General features: G+C 63.1%; 16 protein-coding genes and 1 pseudogene. 7 read left to right on the top strand and 10 right to left on the bottom strand.

Features of this window, described 5'->3' with window-relative positions; genetic code table 11:
- Positions 1-28: 28 nt before the first annotated feature.
- Positions 29-445: pseudogene (locus ACO07W_RS05865) on the bottom strand (SDR family NAD(P)-dependent oxidoreductase); the annotation flags it as partial.
- Between the two features lie 287 nt (positions 446-732).
- Here ACO07W_RS05865 and ACO07W_RS05860 point away from each other — a divergent pair.
- The gene (locus ACO07W_RS05860) at positions 733-1,383 is read left to right on the top strand and encodes a sigma-70 family RNA polymerase sigma factor (RefSeq protein ID WP_421845830.1); all 651 of its coding nucleotides are present in this window, start codon (positions 733-735) and stop codon (positions 1,381-1,383) included.
- Positions 1,380-1,682, top strand: a complete 303-nt coding sequence (gene rsrA / locus ACO07W_RS05855; RefSeq protein ID WP_421841584.1) for a mycothiol system anti-sigma-R factor — start codon at positions 1,380-1,382, stop codon at positions 1,680-1,682. The genes ACO07W_RS05860 and rsrA overlap by 4 nt, the downstream gene beginning before the upstream one ends.
- A gap of 60 nt (positions 1,683-1,742) precedes the next feature.
- On the opposite strand, the gene ACO07W_RS05850 is transcribed toward rsrA, so the two are convergent.
- On the bottom strand, positions 1,743-1,817 hold the full coding sequence (locus ACO07W_RS05850; RefSeq protein WP_116645811.1) for a 50S ribosomal protein bL37: 75 nt from the start codon (positions 1,815-1,817) through the stop codon (positions 1,743-1,745).
- A 204-nt stretch (positions 1,818-2,021) separates the two neighbouring features.
- Between ACO07W_RS05850 and ACO07W_RS05845 the strand changes: the two genes are divergently transcribed.
- Positions 2,022-2,237: a biotin/lipoyl-binding carrier protein gene (locus ACO07W_RS05845; RefSeq protein ID WP_421845829.1), complete on the top strand. Its 216-nt coding sequence runs from the start codon at positions 2,022-2,024 to the stop codon at positions 2,235-2,237.
- Positions 2,238-2,290: 53 nt separating this feature from the next.
- Positions 2,291-3,793 carry a sensor histidine kinase gene (locus tag ACO07W_RS05840; RefSeq protein ID WP_421841582.1) on the top strand — a complete coding sequence of 501 codons (1,503 nt, stop codon included), beginning with the start codon at positions 2,291-2,293 and terminating at the stop codon, positions 3,791-3,793.
- A gap of 61 nt (positions 3,794-3,854) precedes the next feature.
- Here ACO07W_RS05840 and whiB1 read toward each other — a convergent pair whose 3' ends face one another.
- A complete protein-coding gene (whiB1, locus tag ACO07W_RS05835) occupies positions 3,855-4,109 on the bottom strand; it encodes a transcriptional regulator WhiB1 (RefSeq protein WP_421841580.1) in 255 nt (84 codons plus the stop codon).
- Between the two features lie 282 nt (positions 4,110-4,391).
- The gene (locus ACO07W_RS05830) at positions 4,392-5,357 is read right to left on the bottom strand and encodes a diacylglycerol/lipid kinase family protein (protein ID WP_421841578.1); all 966 of its coding nucleotides are present in this window, start codon (positions 5,355-5,357) and stop codon (positions 4,392-4,394) included.
- Positions 5,358-5,728: 371 nt separating this feature from the next.
- On the opposite strand from ACO07W_RS05830, the gene ACO07W_RS05825 reads away from it, so the two are divergent.
- Positions 5,729-6,160, top strand: a complete 432-nt coding sequence (locus ACO07W_RS05825) for a hypothetical protein (protein WP_421841576.1) — start codon at positions 5,729-5,731, stop codon at positions 6,158-6,160.
- Here ACO07W_RS05825 and ACO07W_RS05820 read toward each other — a convergent pair.
- From ACO07W_RS05820 to ACO07W_RS05810, 3 genes are read right to left on the bottom strand one after another with little or no spacing between them, the layout of a single operon-like run.
- A complete protein-coding gene (locus ACO07W_RS05820; protein WP_421841574.1) occupies positions 6,112-6,594 on the bottom strand; it encodes a GNAT family N-acetyltransferase in 483 nt (160 codons plus the stop codon). The genes ACO07W_RS05825 and ACO07W_RS05820 overlap by 49 nt on opposite strands.
- A complete protein-coding gene (locus ACO07W_RS05815; RefSeq protein WP_421841572.1) occupies positions 6,591-7,691 on the bottom strand; it encodes an isochorismate synthase in 1,101 nt (366 codons plus the stop codon). Before ACO07W_RS05815 ends, ACO07W_RS05820 begins: the two co-directional genes overlap by 4 nt.
- The gene (locus tag ACO07W_RS05810; RefSeq protein WP_421841570.1) at positions 7,688-8,299 is read right to left on the bottom strand and encodes an acid phosphatase; all 612 of its coding nucleotides are present in this window, start codon (positions 8,297-8,299) and stop codon (positions 7,688-7,690) included. The genes ACO07W_RS05815 and ACO07W_RS05810 overlap by 4 nt, the downstream gene beginning before the upstream one ends.
- A 487-nt stretch (positions 8,300-8,786) precedes the next feature.
- Here ACO07W_RS05810 and ACO07W_RS05805 point away from each other — a divergent pair, with 487 nt between their 5' ends.
- Positions 8,787-9,587, top strand: coding sequence for a ParA family protein (locus ACO07W_RS05805; RefSeq protein WP_421841568.1), 801 nt, complete (start codon positions 8,787-8,789; stop codon positions 9,585-9,587).
- 17 nt (positions 9,588-9,604) lie between these two features.
- Here the strand turns inward: ACO07W_RS05805 and ACO07W_RS05800 are convergent, their stop codons facing one another.
- Together ACO07W_RS05800 and ACO07W_RS05795 are read right to left on the bottom strand one after the other, a co-directional pair.
- Positions 9,605-10,840: a hypothetical protein gene (locus ACO07W_RS05800; protein WP_421841566.1), complete on the bottom strand. Its 1,236-nt coding sequence runs from the start codon at positions 10,838-10,840 to the stop codon at positions 9,605-9,607.
- A gap of 14 nt (positions 10,841-10,854) precedes the next feature.
- Positions 10,855-12,435, bottom strand: a complete 1,581-nt coding sequence (locus tag ACO07W_RS05795) for a DEAD/DEAH box helicase (RefSeq protein ID WP_421841564.1) — start codon at positions 12,433-12,435, stop codon at positions 10,855-10,857.
- Positions 12,436-12,686: 251 nt separating this feature from the next.
- Between ACO07W_RS05795 and ACO07W_RS05790 the strand changes: the two genes are divergently transcribed.
- On the top strand, positions 12,687-13,382 hold the full coding sequence (locus tag ACO07W_RS05790) for a ferritin-like fold-containing protein (RefSeq protein WP_421841562.1): 696 nt from the start codon (positions 12,687-12,689) through the stop codon (positions 13,380-13,382).
- Between the two features lie 9 nt (positions 13,383-13,391).
- On the opposite strand, the gene ACO07W_RS05785 is transcribed toward ACO07W_RS05790, so the two are convergent.
- A complete protein-coding gene (locus ACO07W_RS05785; protein WP_421845828.1) occupies positions 13,392-14,141 on the bottom strand; it encodes a hypothetical protein in 750 nt (249 codons plus the stop codon).
- Positions 14,142-14,277 lie beyond the last annotated feature (136 nt).

Here is a 14,277-nt window from a genome sequence, read left to right as displayed (position 1 = left end):
GTTTTTACACCAGTCCTAAGACGCCACCCTCGCGGCCTGTCATATGTGGAATGCAAGCTTGTGACACCGCATATGTGCCGCGTACCTGAATGCCGTTCATCAGGTCGAAGCGCTTGAGCGGGACGTCAGTGATGGACCCTACGTTGATCGCCGATGCATTGTTGACGCAGATGTCGATGCCGCCGAACTGCTCGACGGTCTTGGCTACCGCGGAGTTGACCGAGTCTCCATCACGGATGTCTCCGACGATTGGCAGCGCCTGACCGCCCGCGTCCTCAAGCTCCTTGGCCGCGGTGAATACCGTGCCGGGCAGCTTCGGATGTGGCTGGGCCGTCTTAGCGACCAAGGCTATGTTGGCGCCGTCACGCGCAGCTCGCTTGGCTATCGCAAGGCCGATACCGCGACTGGCACCTGAGATGAACATCGTCTTGCCGTTTAGGGACATGGCGTCACATTAACGTGCTGTTCGCTCTATCGGCCCCAGTTCAACCGGCACCGGAAATAGCGGGTCGCCAATCGGTGTTGATTGATGTTGCTTCTACGGTTGTCTTGGTTTTGTCAAGACCGGGGCAGACGCTGTCGGCAACGGCCTCTAGATTGAAGGAGGGGAGTCTGGTGTCAGCCGCGACGAGCCAGTTGGGTGCGCAGCGGCTGGATCGCTTCCATGTGCGTTGGGCGCCGCTGGCGGCGTTGTCCGGTAACTCCGCGACCGAAGGGACCGTGTTAATCAAGATGGCCGACAGCGACGGCGCCACCGGTTCGGAGGGGCGCGAGCCGGACTCGCCGGAGGAGACAGACCAGGAGTTGACGGCTCGGTTCGAGCGCGATGCGATTCCCCTGCTGGATCAGCTATACGGTGGCGCGCTGCGGATGACGCGCAACCCCGCGGACGCCGAGGATTTGCTCCAGGAGACGATGGTGAAGGCCTATGCGGGATTCCGGTCGTTCCAGGCCGGCACCAACCTCAAAGCATGGCTGTACCGGATTCTGACCAATACCTTCATTAACAGCTATCGAAAGAAGCAGCGGCAGCCGGCGGAATACCCGACGGAAGAAATCACCGACTGGCAGTTGGCGGCAAATGCCCAGCACTCCTCGACCGGGTTGCGTTCGGCCGAGGTCGAGGCACTGGAGGCGCTACCAGATACCGAGATCAAAGAAGCCCTGCAGGCATTGCCAGAAGAATTCCGGATGGCGGTTTACTACGCTGACGTTGAAGGTTTTCCCTATAGGGATATTGCCGAGATCATGGAGACGCCTATCGGCACTGTGATGTCGCGGCTTCATCGCGGCCGACGTCAGCTACGTGGTCTTTTGGCTGATGTCGCCAAGGAACGCGGCTTCGTCCGTGGTCAACAAGCTCACGAGGAGGTGTCGTCATGAGCGAGTTCTCCAGCGATTCCGACCCGTGTGCTCATGCCGACGGTTCGCATGGTGACGTGGGTTGTGCCGAAGTGATCGCCGAGGTGTGGACCCTGCTCGACGGTGAGTGCACCTCCGATACGCGTCACAGGCTGCGCCAGCATCTTGAGGCATGCCCAGAATGCTTTCAGCACTATGGGCTTGAGGAGCGGATCAAGGCGCTGATCGCAGCCAAGTGCAGCGAAAGGGCGCCCGAGGGCCTGCGCGAGCGTCTGCGGCTGGAGATCCGCCGGACCACCATCATCAGGAGAGGTCCATAACCGCGCTGGGTTTGGTTTCGTCGCTGTCTGCGGTGGCGAAGTGGCCTACATTGTTGCGGGCTAGGCGTTGGGGCGCTTCCCGTGATTAGCTTTGTTGTGCTTGCGGTCGCGCTTCTTGCGGCCACGCTTGGCCATCGGGAACCTCCCTAGGTCGTCAGATGCGGGGCAAGCCAACGCCTGCCGCTTGGTGCACAGTGTCTCACGCGGCCCGATGCTTGGCCCAATAGCCCGCGAGCCGCGGCGCTAAGAGGGCTTGTGGTTCGATGTACATGAGCCTGGTGGAAGCCTTAGTGGACCAGCAGTCAGCATGCGGAAATGTCCGAAGTAAGTGGGGTGTGTATGGCCGAGGATGTTCGCGCCGAGATCGTGGCTAGCGTGCTCGAGGTCGTTGTTAGCGAAGGCGACTCCATCGGCAAGGGCGACATCATCGTGCTGCTGGAGTCGATGAAGATGGAGATCCCGGTGCTGGCCGAAACTGCCGGTACCGTCAGCAACGTCAGTGTTTCGGTGGGCGATGTCATTCAGGCCGGCGACTTGATTGCTGTCATCAGCTAGCCGGCGACAAAGTACGTACCCTTTGTCATTCACGAGCGACTCGGGAGTCACTGATGTCCACTCTCGGTGATTTGCTTGCCGAACATACGATGCTGCCCGGCAATGCGGTCAACCATCTGCACGCGGTGGTTGCAGACTGGCAGCTGCTCGCGGACCTGTCATTTGCCGACTATCTGATGTGGGTATGCCGCGACGATGGTGCGTTGGTATGTGTAGCGCAGTGCCGGCCGAATACCGAGCCCACGGTTCTACAACGTGACGCGGTAGGTAGCGTGGTTGCCGCCGATGACCTGTCTTTGGTCGCCGAGGCATTCGCCTCGAGCGCTACCACGCAGGGAAGTGATGCGGGTGAATTGCACTCGTTGCAGCTGCCGGTTCATTACATTGCGGCCTCTCAGGTGCAGTACGGCGGCCAGGTGGTAGCCGTGTTGACGCGGCATCAAACGGAACTGGCGGCTCGCCGTACGCCCGGCCATCTCGAGACCGCTTACCGGGATTGCGCTTCCGATCTGGTTCAGATGCTGGCCGAAGGCACATTTCCCGATGTCGGCGATGTCGCTCTGTCCCGCTCTACACCGCGGGCCGGCGACGGCTTCATCCGGTTGGATGTCGACGGCGTGGTCGCCTATGCCAGCCCCAACGCACTATCGGCCTACCACCGGATGGGCATGAACACCGAGTTGGAGGGCCGCAATCTCGTCGAAGTGACCAGGCCGCTGATCTCGGACCCCTTCGAGGCGGACGAGGTGGCAGAGCATGTGCAGGAGTTGCTGGCGGGTGGCTCGAGCATGCGTATGGAATTCGACGCGGGCGGTGCCACGGTGTTGCTACGGACATTGCCGCTGGTGGTGCATGGCTCGAATAACGGTGCTGCGATCTTGATCCGCGATGTAACCGAGGTGAAGCGGCGAGACCGTGCCTTGATTTCGAAGGACGCTACGATCCGGGAAATTCACCATCGAGTTAAGAACAACCTGCAAACGGTGGCAGCGCTGTTGCGGTTGCAGGCTCGGCGGACTTCCAACCCTGAAGGGCGGGAGGCTCTGATCGAGTCCGTACGGCGGGTGTCATCGATCGCGTTGGTCCATGACGCTTTGTCGATGTCGGTGGACGAGCAGGTAAACCTCGACGAGGTCATTGACCGGATTCTGCCGATTATGAACGATGTGGCCTCGGTCGACAGGCCTATCCGGATAGAACGGGTCGGCTACCTGGGTGTGCTGGACTCTGACCGCGCGACGGCGCTGATCATGGTGATCACCGAGCTGGTCCAGAACGCGATCGAGCATGCGTTCGACCCGGCGGCCGACGAAGGGTCTGTGACCATTCGCGCCGAACGCTCGGCGCGTTGGCTCGATGTCGTGGTGCACGACGACGGGCGTGGTTTGCCACACGAATTCAACATGGAGAAGTCCGACAGCCTGGGTTTGCAGATCGTGCGAACCTTGGTGTCGGCAGAGCTGGACGGCTCACTCGATATGCAACAAGCCACCGATGGCGGCACCGACGTCGTCTTGCGAGTACCGATAGGTCGGCGGGGCCGGTTGGTGTTGTAAGACGTCCAACACAGCGTTGCGGCCCCGACCTTCGTCGGGGCCGCGTGCGGAAACTGCGTTGTCAGACGCTGGTGCGGGCCTTTGTCCGCGAGTTGCGACGCTTCAGCGCACGCCGCTCATCTTCGCTCATGCCGCCCCAGACGCCCGAGTCCTGGCCGGTGGTCAGGGCCCAGCCGAGGCACTCTGTCGTAACTGGGCACCGATTGCAGACCAGTTTTGCGTCAGCGATTTGCGCGAGTGCCGGACCGCTGTTCCCAACCGGGAAAAATAGCTCCGGATCTTCGTCGCGACAGACCGCTCTGTGGCGCCAATCCATTAGTATTTACTCCTCACTATGGTGCGCAGCACGGCGCACGGGCGATTTTCCCCGGCTGTTAGCTCGTGCACGGGAAAACTATCCGTACCCCTACGCAATCCCTGCATGCAACCTTTTAATAGTTTCACAGGATCGACAGATGTCAATAGTGTTACGCCTGCTCGTGGGCTATCTCACTTTGATGATCTCTTATACATATTCTTACTCTGTTGTACTAGACTTCCGCGCAAGTTGGTCCTCGTGTGTGCCCGGCGACCGCATCCTGGTTTAGATAACCCCAGTTCAGGGCAGGTTTTTCGCCGGTGGGGCAACGACTGCGAGCGCGTTCGGGACGGCTCGGAACGTAATGGTTTCCCGCACGCCAAGGTAGTCGCCGTCGAACTGAGTCGCGATCGGGGTACCCATCGAGGTGACTCGCAGGCAAGCGACGTCATCGTCGTTGATGAGCTGCGTGAAGTCGAATTTGGGCCGTTTTGCGTTCATCTGCCGGACCACCCGCAGGGTGGGAACTAGTTTCATACTGGTCACGGCAAACACGCCGAGCCCTGACTCGAACGTGCAGCCAGGGTTTGTCCACACTGGCCGGTCGTTTGCGTACGTCCACGGGCTGGCGTTCGAGACGAAGACGAAGTGCACTCCGGTAATTGGGTCGCGATTGGGAAGTTGCAGTGTAAGGGCCGGTTCGCGGCGGGTGTAGGCCAGTGCTGCAGGAACCGCCGCGCGGATATAGCGCCACGCCGTGACTTTGCGGCCGTTGTTGCGTTCGGCCTCCACTGCGGCGACGACCTCTGCGTCGACACCCATTCCTGCGTTGAACACCGCCCACCGTTCGCCGCAGTCGATTAAGCCGATACGCCGCCACTGCTGGTGGCGGCGGTAGTCGTCGATGAGCTGGATGAGCTGATTGGTGGCGGCGATCGGGTCGCGGGAGATTCCCAGTGCTCGGGCCAGCACGTTCGCCGAGCCGCCAGGCACGATCGCAACTGCGGGCACAGGTCCGTTCGGCGTAGAGCCGGGTTGGCCGAGCATTCCATTGACGACAGCACTCACAGTTCCGTCGCCCCCGTGTACCACCACCAAATCGACCCCGTCTGCAACTGCCGCCTTTCCGAGTTCGGGGCCATGTGCAGGGTGGCGGGTGTGTTCAACTGTGAGCCGCAGCCTGCTTTTGAGCGCGTGTGCTACCAGATCGCGCCCGGCCGGAGTGGTGGAAGTGGCCGTAGGGTTGACGATCAACATGGCCCGCATGACGCATGAGCTTAGGCTCGGCGACGATGCGGGCCGGGTAACGGGCTGCTGAGGAGCCGGGCGATGGGGCTTGGGCTCGGCGACGATGCGGGCCGGGTAACGGGCTGCTGAGGAGCCGGGCGATGGGGCTTGGGCTCGGCGACGATGCGGGCCGGGTAACGGGCTGCTGAGGAGCCGGGCGATGGGGCTTGGGCTCGGCGACGATGCGGGCCGGGTAACGGGCTGCTGAGGAGCCGGGCGATGGGGCTTGGGCTCGGCGACGATGCGGGCCGGGTAACGGGCTGCTGAGGAGCCGGGCGATGGGGCTTGGGCTCGGCGACGATGCGGGCCGGGTAACGGGCTGCTGAGGAGGGGGCGGCTAGGCTGGCATTGTGACTGTTCGTGCCCCAGCCAGCGTGCGCGGCGCAGGGCTGATTGTCACTATTCAGGGCGCAGCGGCGGTGGTTGTCGCCGTGGTGCTGGTGGTGCGCGGGCTTGCAGGAGCTGACCAGCGTGTGGTCAGCGGTTTGGGCACCGCGGTCTGGTTTGTGCTGGTCGGTGGCGCTGTGCTGGGAGCCGGATGGGCACTCGTGGCTGGCAAGCGGTGGGGTCGGGGGATGGCAGTGTCCACCCAGCTGCTCCTCCTGCCGGTGGTTTGGTACCTGGTGATCGGATCACATCGGGTCGCGTGGGGGGTTCCCGTTGGTGTCGTGGCGCTTACCGTCTTGGCGTTGCTCTTCAGCCCTGCTGCTGTGCGATGGGCGGCAGGCGGTGATCAGCGTGGTTCGGCCAGCTCAGCCAGTTGCGAGCCGGAAACCCGATAGGTGGTCCACTCGTCCTGGGGCTGTCCGCCGACCTCGTTATAGAGCGCGACGGCATCTGAGTTCCAATTCAGCACCGCCCACGTCAGGCGTGTGTAGCCGTTGTCTAGGCATACGCCTGCCAGCGTCGATAGCAGCGCTCGGCCTAGCCCGCGGCGGCGAAAACGTGGCCGCACGTAGAGGTCCTCAAGGTAAATGCCCGCTACACCGTCCCAAGTGGAGAAGTTAAGGAACCACAACGCCATGGCGGCCACCTGATCGTCAACTTCGGCGACGTGCGCTCGCACCGTCGGAAAATCTCCGAAAAGTGCTGCAGTGATTTGTTTTTCGGTTACTGTGCATTGATCTGAAGCGCGCTCGAATTTGGCCAGCTCGTGAATCATGGCCGCAATATCGGCAGTGTCTTCCGGTGTAGCACGGCGTATTTCTTCGGTCACTGCCTAACTCCCAGCGCGTTCAATATTGTGGCGAATTTCGTGGTGGTCTCGTCGACTTCGTCGTCGGGATTGGATTCAGCGACTATTCCTCCGCCAGCATGCGCGAGCGCGGTGCGCCGGTCGGCCGACAGGCGCGCACAGCGGATCGACACTATCCATTGGCCGTCGCCTCGGGCATCGCACCAACCGACAGCTCCCGCGTAGAAACCGCGGTTGCCTTCCAGTGCGGTGATGAGTTCGCAGGCGGCCCCGGTTGGTACACCCCCAACCGCGGGGGTGGGATGCAGCGCCAATGCGAGGTCGATTGCCGTGGTTGAGGTGTCGCGCAGCTGGCCGCTGATTGGCGTGCACAGGTGCCAAACTGCTGCGGTGCGGCTCAACTGAGGCTCGGCTGCGATTGTGAGGTCATCGCACACCGGCTCCAAGGCTGCGCGTACAGAGTCGATAACCAGTTGGTGTTCTAGGCGGTTCTTGGCCGAGCGGACCAGCGCGGCCCCGTTGGCGGCGTCGCGCTCGGGGTCAGCGGCCCGAGGGGCCGAGCCAGCGAATGGCCGGCACGTTACGCGATTGCCGGACCGCGCGACCAGTAGTTCCGGGCTGGCGCCAACCAGAGTTTCCCCCGTGTAGTCGCCGCCCGCTGGCGTCAGGTCGACCAGATACCCGTAGGCGGTTGGGTCTGCGTCAAGTAGCCGGCCCAAGATGACGCGGGCGTCCAGCGGGGCGTCGGCGGCCAGTTGGACGGCGCGGGCTAGCACCACCTTGCGCAACGAATTTTCAGGAGCGGCCAGCTGGTCTCGTGCATGTTCAATCCGGTTGCGGTAGTCCGCGGGAGTTGGGAGAGTGGCGCTGATTCGGGCCGTTGGCATCGGATCGGTTGGCCAGTCAGACAGCTCCTTGTCGCGCAACAGGTTGTCGGGCACCATCAAAGCGGCGCGGCCTTTTGCGTCGAAAGGTAATGCGCCCAACAGTATTGGCGCGGATCCGGAGTGCAGTGCTGCACGTGCTGCACTCAAGTCGTCGTAGCGCTTTTGCACGCCTTCGGCAACAAGTGCTCCGTCCGGCCCGCATAGCGCGAACGGTGGCTCCGGGGCGTTCACCTGGGCGCGATCGGGTGTGAACGAGCGGTTAGCCCGAGCGAACCGAGCTGTCGTACCCCGTGCTCGAACCCGCAGATCCCGATTGAGGCGGTGGGCATACCGAACCGGCTGCCACAAACGAGCGGCAGCTCTACCCAGCGCGTGATCACTGCACGGGAGAAATGGCCGTGACTAATAAACACCACGTCGCGTGACGCCATGTAGTCGAGTGCGATCTTCACGGCAAGGTCGGCGCGATCGCTGACTTGAACCACACTTTCACCCCCGGGGCATCCGTGGGTCCAGACCAGCCAACCTGGTTCCGATTTCCTGATCTGTGGCGTTGTCAAGCCTTCGTAGGAACCATAGTCCCATTCAGCGAGTACGGGAGACACCTCGTCGACGGCAAGCCCAGCCAACTCGGCTGTGGCAAGTGTTCGTTTGCGTGGGCTGCTTATCACCACTGGGTCGCGAAGTTCGAGTTCGCCCAAAACTTGTCCCGCCAGCTCTGCCTGCATCGTCCCGGTGGCGGTCAACTCCAGGTCGGTACGACCGGTGTGCTGGCCCGATTCTGACCAAGCGGTCTCACCGTGGCGGAGCAGCAGCAGTCGATGGTTGTGCACGCCCATGCCGACAGATTGTGCCGGACGACGTGTCGGGCCCGTCGCTCGAACCGTATCGCAGCGAACATGTCAGGATGGCACTGTGACCGCGCGGCGAGGACGAAAGGATAGAGCCAGCAGGCGGGGCACGCTCCGAGGGGGTGGTACCCCTAGCCACTTGCGATGAGGAGAAGCGGCGCTTGTGACCGCGACGGCGACGATGCAGAGCGAAGCGATGAGAAAAACCGGCGCTTGTGACCGCGACGGCGACGATGCAGAGCGAAGCAATGAGAAAAACCGGCGCTTGTGACCGCGACGGCGACGATGCAGAGCGAAGCAATGAGAAAAACCGGCGCTTGTGACCGCGACGGCGACGATGCAGAGCGAAGCGATGAGAAAAACCGGCGCTTGTGACCGCGACGGCGACGATGCAGAGCGAAGCGATGAGAAAAACCGGCGCTTGTGACCGCGACGGCGACGATGCAGAGCGAAGCGATGAGGAGAAGCGGCGCTTGTGACTGAGACCCGGGTATTGGCGGTGGCCAACCAGAAGGGTGGGGTGGCTAAGACTACGACGGTCGCCTCGCTGGGTGCGGCGATGGTGGATATGGGACGGCGAGTGCTTCTCGTCGATCTAGATCCGCAGGGTTGTTTGACCTTCTCGTTGGGTCAAGACCCCGACAAACTAGCGGTGTCGGTGCACGAGGTGCTGCTCGGTGAGGTTGAACCGAATGCTGCGTTGGTCGGGACGATAGAAGGAATGACGCTGCTTCCTGCCAATATTGATCTGGCAGGCGCCGAAGCGATGTTGCTTATGCGGGCCGGCCGCGAGTACGCGCTCAAACGAGCGCTGGCCAAGCTCTCTGACCAGTTCGACGTGGTCATTGTCGATTGCCCGCCGTCGTTGGGCGTGCTGACTCTCAACGGGCTGACGGCCGCCGACGAGGTGATCGTACCGCTGCAGTGCGAGACGCTGGCGCATCGCGGTGTTGGTCAGTTCTTGCGCACGGTCGCCGACGTTCAGCAGATCACGAATCCAAATCTGCGGTTGTTAGGCGCATTGCCAACTCTGTATGACCCCCGAACGACCCACACCCGAGATGTGTTGCTCGACATCGCCGACCGCTACGAGCTGCCGGTGCTGGCCCCACCGATTCCGCGTACGGTGCGATTTGCCGAGGCCAGCGCGTCAGGCTCGTCGGTACTGGCCGCGCGTAAGAACAAAGGCGCACTGGCCTATCGGGAACTGGCGCAAGCGCTGCTCAAGCATTGGAAGTCTGGCAAGACGCTGCCCATCTTCGCGGTGGAGTCTTAACGTTCGCGGAGTCGTCGTCAGCCGAGCGCGACCACTGTGTTGCCCCGCTGCTCGAACACTTTGGAACCGGAGACGGCTGGGATCACGGCCGTGCCGGATTTCCACGTGTCGGGCGGTCGGTTCACCGGGATGTAGCGCTGGTCGGTGCCGCTAGCCGGGTCGTAGACACCGATCCCGCCAGTGACCGGCACGAGCAGCTGACTTGCCATCATTACACCTGGCCCTATCGGCACAGTCGTCTCGCCCGCAGCAATGGTGTAGCGCAACGTGAGGGTGCTTGCGTCAAACACCAGCAGTGCGTCGCCGGTCCACCACGTCACCAGGTTGCCGGTCCGCGACATCGCAGCCGAGGCCGACGGCGCCCTGGCTAGCAGGGTGCTCGCCACTGTGGTGCCGGTCTCGTCGACCACGTCTACTCTCGGCTGGGCACCGAGTTTTCCAGGCAGGTACACGGCGGTGTTGGTCTGCGAGACGGCCAGCACACGAGCGCCTGAACCTGGTTGCACCTCGGGTAAGGGGACAAAGCGTTGTTCCGGCTCATCGTCCTCCTTGCTCGGGCGTAGAAGAACGAGCCGCAGCTCAGCCTGATTCAGGCAGGCTTCGAGCACAGATACGGCCGCGGAGCTGGCTGCGGCCGATTCCAGCGTGCATCCAGAGTGCAGTCCTCGGTTTGAGGGTTTCACCCGAGCGTCGATCTCCCCGTAGGCCAACATCCGGACCATATCGGCACGCCACAGTTCTAGGCGGGTGTTGCCGGCCGACAACACGGTCGCGCCGTCGGAGGACAGACGCACGCGGGGATCGGCGTAGCTGCTGCGAGCGGGGCCGCGACGCCCGGTGGATCCATCAATGGTGCTGACCTGACCACAGCCGCGGCCATCTCGGTAGACCGCCACAGCGTAGTGATAGACCCAGGTCACCCCGCACAGCTCGGTGTCCCGCGCGTAGCTCCAGATCGCCTGTCCGGTGGCCGGATCGCGCCCTTCTACTTCGCGTCCGTCGCCTGTGGTCACTGTCCCGCCCGCTACTACGGGCACGTGTGTGGCCGGGCTGGGCGCGGTCCACAGCTGATTCAGCGCCGCCGGAACTTCGGAGGCTGGTGTCGGGGTGTGCGCGGGAATGGCGGCCGGCCGGCTGATGGTGGCACGCGCGTCGCTGGTCCACCAGATCAGCACGCCGGCCGTGGCGACCACAACCGCGATCGCCGCAGCGGCCAGGATATCGGTCTTAGTGCGGCGTTCAGGTGGGGTCATCGTTGAGCGCAGGCTCAGTTGGTTGGTGCGGTTACATTGTCGTTGACGTTTGCCGGGCGTGCACGCCGGCGACGGCGGCGCCGGCTGGTCGTGGCGTTTCCAGTCGGGGTGTCGGACCCGGAGTCGGGTCCAGAAGCCGTCTTAGAACTTGACACGGTCTCGGGTGTAGTTTCGCCGTTCGCGATCGTGCTAGCCGCGGGGCGCCCGGCTACCTGTTTGCCGCCGCGGGTGCGTCGTCGTCTGGAACCGTCGCGTGTACGCGGTTGTGATTTGTTGGCGTTCCTGCTGCTGCTCTGGCCGTCGCGGTCGGCGCCGCGGCGCTTGTTCTGAGATTTGCGTGGCGGGCCGATGGCGCTGCGGGCGTGCTCTGGGATGGCGAGCTCGGCATAGAGGTGTGGTGAACTCGAGTAGGTCTCGGCTGGATCGGGGGAGCCGAGGCCTAGCGCAGTATCGATCATTGTCCAGCGGGGCAGCTCGTCCCAGTCCACCAGAGTCACCGCGACTCCCGTGCGGCCCGCGCGACCGGTGCGCCCGATGCGGTGGACGTACATTTTCTCGTCTTCGGGGCACTGGTAGTTGATGACGTGAGTGACATCGTCGACGTCGATGCCGCGGGCGGCGACGTCGGTAGCTACCAGTACATCGATGTCGCCGGTACGAAACGCATTGAGCGCCTTCTCACGCGCTACCTGGCCGAGATCCCCGTGCACGGCACCGACGGCGAAGCCGCGCTCGGTCAACTCGTCTGCCACCTTTTGGGCAGTGCGTTTGGTGCGGGTGAAGATCATCGTCGCACCCCGGTCCCGGGCCTGCAGGACGCGGCTGACCAATTCCACTTTGTCCAGTGCGTGGGCGCGATAGACATACTGCTCGGTGGCGTCGTGCACCGCAGAGGAGTGCGGCGCCTCAGCGCGGATGTGGGTGGGCTGCACCATGAAGGTGCGGGCCAGCGTGATGATTGGGTCTGGCATGGTGGCCGAGAACAGCATCGATTGCCGGTCGGTGGGAATCTGGCGCAGGATGCGCTCGATATCGGGCAGGAATCCCAAGTCGAGCATCTCGTCGGCCTCGTCGAGGACGAGCACAGACAGGCCGCCTAACTGTAGGTGGCCCTGTTGGCATAGGTCGAGGAGCCGGCCCGGTGTTCCCACCACGACGTCGGCGCCGGCGCGTAGTGCCTCGATCTGCGGCTCGTAGGCACGCCCGCCGTAGATGGACACCACCGACAAAGGACGTCCGTTGTCGGCTTCGGTGCCGGCGATCAGGTATTTGGCCGCGGTGGCTAGGTCTTCTGTGACTTGCAGGCACAGTTCGCGAGTGGGTACCACGATCAGAGCGCGTGGTGCGCCGGTGAGCGGTCGGGTCCCGCTGCTGGCGGTAATGCGCTGCAACAGTGGTACGCCGAACCCGAGTGTCTTGCCCATGCCGGTACGGGCTTGGCCGATCACGTCCTCGCCGTCCAAGGCTAGCGGCAGTGTGAGTTCTTGGATGGCAAAGGGGCGCTCAATGCCCTTTTCGCTCAGGGCGCGCACTATTTCGTCGCGCACTCCAAGTTTGGCAAAGCTAGGTTCAGTTGTGCTTTTCAGGGCGGTCATACGTTCGTGGGGGACCTTTCGGTGAGGTATCGGCGGGTTAGGAATTTCTCGGTGGCGGTTCACGCGCACACGAGTTCCGACTCCGATACTTCGCCGAGTCGCCGGCCCCACGCACCCTGGCGGGCCAGCCACGTGCACGCACATTTCATCGGTGGCGGCAATACAGGGATACAGCCACTACCTGAGAGCATGATAGCTGCTCGGCTAGCGGGCGCCCATTTCCTGTTCGCCGCGGCGACTACAGTGTTGCCATGACTTCGCCCTCTTCCGCCGACTCGGTGGCCGATTCGCCCAGGCCACAGCTGTCGGCGGATCATCCTGGCGTCAATGAGTTGTTTGCGTTGTTAGCGTACGGCGAGGTGGCGGCTTTCTATCGGTTAACCGACGAGGCGCGCATGGCACCGGACCTGCGTGGGCGGATTTCGATGGCGAGTATGGCCGCTGCCGAGATGGGGCATTATGAGCTGCTTCACGACGCGTTGGAGCGTCGTGGAGTCGACGTGGTGTCTGCGATGGCGAAGTACGTTTCGGCGCTGGAGAACTACCACCGGCTGACGACGCCTAGCACGTGGCTAGAGGCCTTGGTGAAGACGTATGTCGCCGACGCGCTGGCCGCTGACTTGTATTTGGAGATCGCCGGCGGGCTGCCTGACGAGGTCGCCGATGTGGTACGGGCCGCCCTGTCAGAGACAGGGCACTCTCAGTTTGTCGTTGCTGAAGTACGCGCCGCAGTCACAGCAAGCGGCAAACAGCGCAGCCGGTTAGCGTTGTGGTCCCGTCGGCTGCTTGGCGAAGCAATCACCCAGGCTCAGTTCGTTTTGGCCGACCATGATGAGCTGGTCGATTTGGTGGTATCCGGCACCGGCGGACTGAGCCACCTCGGTGTGTTCTTCGATCGGCTGCAGCACACCCATGACCAACGGATGCGCGAACTCGGGCTCAGCTAGGCGGGTCTGTTAGCGCGTGCATGTCGCAATGATGGTGTTGTTGGCCGCTGCTACGACCGTTTGACCTTCAGCGTTGACGATCGAGCAGTTCAGCCGACCGTAGATGCTGGTGGCGACAACGGATCGAGTCTGCACGCCCGGGTTCAGGACCACCATCTTGGTCCAAGGTAGCGACACGTTGAAGTCGGTGACGGGGAAGCCCCGAGCGTCGGTGTAGACGACGTTTACCAGGTCGAGGAGCTGCTTTGTTCCGGTCACGCTGTAGACGACCGTGCGCGGATGCAACGTTGCGCGCGGTGGCGCGGCTACCGGCGGCGGTGCCGCGGTGGGTATTCGTGGTGCCGCGGCGCTCGGCGAAGCGCTGGGCTGCGTCACTGTGGTTACCGTCTCCGGGTGGCGTTGATTCGGGGAGGGGCTGGGCACGGTGGCGGTTGAGGCGCTTGGCGGTGTGCGGGGCTGCGCTGTGGGTTGTCGCGTGGTGGACACGGCCGTCTGTGGGGTTGGCGCCCCAACAGTGGCCTTGGTCGATGCGCTGTCGCCGCCGTTGATGATGACTGCGGTTGCGACGGCGCCGAGTGCGACTACGGCTCCGATGATGGCTGCGACCGGTCGCCATCGGCGATCAGCTGGCCAGACCCATTCCTCTTCGGCGCCGTGCGAGGAATCTAGGCGGTATTCGTAGCTCTGTTCGTCCGGGTGGTCCTGGACGTCCCGAGCGGTCGGGAAGTCGCGATGGAGGTTGCTAACTGTGTTGCTGATGGTGCCGATGGTATCTGCGCGGTGATGCCGGACCTGGCGTTACGCGGCGTGTCGAGACGGCTGGGACCTAACCGTGACCAGCAAGCCAGACTCGGTTTCGCTTTGCGCGAATTGTCGGCCGGGGGCAGGGGGCTAT

This window comes from Mycobacterium sp., from assembly GCF_965230835.1.
GTDB lineage: Bacteria > Actinomycetota > Actinomycetes > Mycobacteriales > Mycobacteriaceae > Mycobacterium.
This window is presented reverse-complemented; position numbering and strand designations above follow the sequence as displayed.

Excerpts from the sequence above, each read along its gene's own strand:
- ACO07W_RS05810 (WP_421841570.1), bottom strand. The coding sequence starts at position 8,299 with ATGGGCGTGCACAACCATCGACTGCTGCTGCTCCGCCACGGTGAGACC.
- ACO07W_RS05845 (WP_421845829.1), top strand. The coding sequence starts at position 2,022 with ATGGCCGAGGATGTTCGCGCCGAGATCGTGGCTAGCGTGCTCGAGGTC.
- ACO07W_RS05800 (WP_421841566.1), bottom strand. The coding sequence starts at position 10,840 with ATGACCCCACCTGAACGCCGCACTAAGACCGATATCCTGGCCGCTGCG.
- rsrA (WP_421841584.1), top strand. The coding sequence starts at position 1,380 with ATGAGCGAGTTCTCCAGCGATTCCGACCCGTGTGCTCATGCCGACGGT.
- ACO07W_RS05840 (WP_421841582.1), top strand. The coding sequence starts at position 2,291 with ATGTCCACTCTCGGTGATTTGCTTGCCGAACATACGATGCTGCCCGGC.
- ACO07W_RS05790 (WP_421841562.1), top strand. The coding sequence starts at position 12,687 with ATGACTTCGCCCTCTTCCGCCGACTCGGTGGCCGATTCGCCCAGGCCA.
- ACO07W_RS05860 (WP_421845830.1), top strand. The coding sequence starts at position 733 with ATGGCCGACAGCGACGGCGCCACCGGTTCGGAGGGGCGCGAGCCGGAC.
- whiB1 (WP_421841580.1), bottom strand. The coding sequence starts at position 4,109 with ATGGATTGGCGCCACAGAGCGGTCTGTCGCGACGAAGATCCGGAGCTA.
- ACO07W_RS05795 (WP_421841564.1), bottom strand. The coding sequence starts at position 12,435 with ATGACCGCCCTGAAAAGCACAACTGAACCTAGCTTTGCCAAACTTGGA.
- ACO07W_RS05830 (WP_421841578.1), bottom strand. The coding sequence starts at position 5,357 with ATGCGGGCCATGTTGATCGTCAACCCTACGGCCACTTCCACCACTCCG.